Annotated in this window: 2 protein-coding genes; both read right to left on the bottom strand. The window is 35.9% G+C overall.

What is annotated here, in order from left to right:
- A partial coding sequence (locus AC1DPQ_RS26630; protein ID WP_477611416.1) for an alpha/beta fold hydrolase occupies positions 1-733 on the bottom strand: 733 nt, incomplete at its 3' end.
- Positions 734-1,000: 267 nt separating this feature from the next.
- The coding region (locus AC1DPQ_RS26625) for a hypothetical protein (protein ID WP_477611415.1) at positions 1,001-1,842 on the bottom strand (842 nt) is incomplete at its 5' end.

The raw sequence follows: 1,842 nt of genomic DNA, 5'->3' as shown, positions 1-1,842 counted from the left end.
GTTCATAAATCATGGTGTAAGTTAGTGCAGCAACTTTAGCCCAGCGCGGGTAGTCGGAACTATTGGTTACCCCTCCCGCAATGCTCACCAGGTATTCGTATTCGGGTTTCCAATACGTAAAATAAGAGCCTTGGTAATACCTTCGYACGCTTTCAGGCGTGGTTTTAAGTTCCGTTTGGTACTGTTGTGCAGTGGTGATGTAAGGAATGAAAGTTTTATAATCTTCTAGCCCGATTGGATTTTCGAGCAAGAGTTTTTCAGTTGTTTCCGGGTACATCAAAGCAAAGCGTGTAGCCAGCATACCACCCATACTATGACCTAAAACTACGGTTTTTTGAACGCCCAAGGTATCTAGAAGCCTTTTATTCCAGGTAGCCATTTGGTGGAAACTGTAATGGATAAATGCCTTAGATGATTTGCCAAAACCAATTTGATCAGGTACAATAACCCGGTAACCGATGTTGGTTAATGCTTTAATTACATTGCCCCAGTAATAACCTCCAAAATTTTTTCCATGGAATAAGATGGCTGTTTTTCCATTGGCTGCTGCGGTTGGTGCAACATCCATATAGGCCATTTTAATATCTTGCCCTTCGGTATTGATAGGGAAATATTTAACTGGATATGGGTATTTAACGTTATCAAGGGTGATAGATAGGGTATCTATTTTTTGTGCACGTACATGGCTAAAAACGAACAGGCTGAGGGCAAATAAAAGAAAATATCTCTTCATAATGGGTAATGATGTAAAAACTAAAAAGCTAATTGGCCCAAGTTAAACTTTTGCCAATTAGTTAGCTTAAAAATCATGCCCTTTTTACATAAGAGGAATAAAAGGTATTTGTAAATACATTAAATCGTAAAAAATGAGTGTATCATAAATATAGAGTTGTCATCCTGAGCTTGTCGAAGGAACTGTTTAAGTGCTTTTGATAAAGCGTTTCGACAAGCTCAACGTGACGGGGCTTGAATTTAACCTTATGGTACAGCCTCATTAAAATTATTTCTTAAATAGCTGCTTAAGCAAAGGTGTAGGGATCTGTAATGTTGTTGCATCTGAAAAATCACCTGCAAAGGTTTTCACTTTAACGTTTTGCAGTTTTACACTCGATGTATCTGTTGTTTTGATACTCAGATTATCAAAAGGGAAAGGTTTTTTGCTATTGTCATCCGTGTTTCCGATTTCAATTTCTGATTTATTTGCCGTAATATATAAATCTTTAAAAGCGTTGGTAAAACCACTAAACTTAGTTTTGTTTAGATTGAGGTAAAGTTTTCCGATTTTGGTTGGGTTGATAACACTTGTTATTTTTCCTTTCTCATCGTTGGTTGTAATGTCTCCCGATAAGAATAAACTTCCTCCATTATCAATATCCAACAGTAAGGAATCTGAATGGGCACTAAATTCCAGGAGATCTGCGTTAGCAACTGAAGCTTTGTTAATTTTTGGACAATAAATAACGATAACAATTTTTTCAATGCCATTATCCTCACTAAAATTTTTARTCGATAGTTGAAGTACGCCGTTTGCATCTACCTCATACTTTAAATCATTTTTAAACTTTTCGGGAATCTTAAGGCCATACTTATTATCTTCTTTTACAAAAAGTTGTACACTAAAACCCTTTGCATCTTTAATCTGAACTGCATTGAAAGGCGATTGCAATGAAATGCTAACCCTTTCTTTTGATTTTTGTTCAAAAGACTCATTGTTGATGTTTTGTGTTCCTAAATAGGTGTCTTCAGGACCTTTTTCTTTATAATTTACCTTGATATTTATGCCTACCACTAAAATCGGTATAACAATTAATAGCACCGCCAGGCTAATTAATAGTTTATTGC

The organism is Pedobacter sp. 01T416_2 (genome assembly GCF_056398925.1).
Note: the sequence above shows the minus strand (reverse complement) of the source record. Positions and strands in the feature narration are given on the sequence as shown.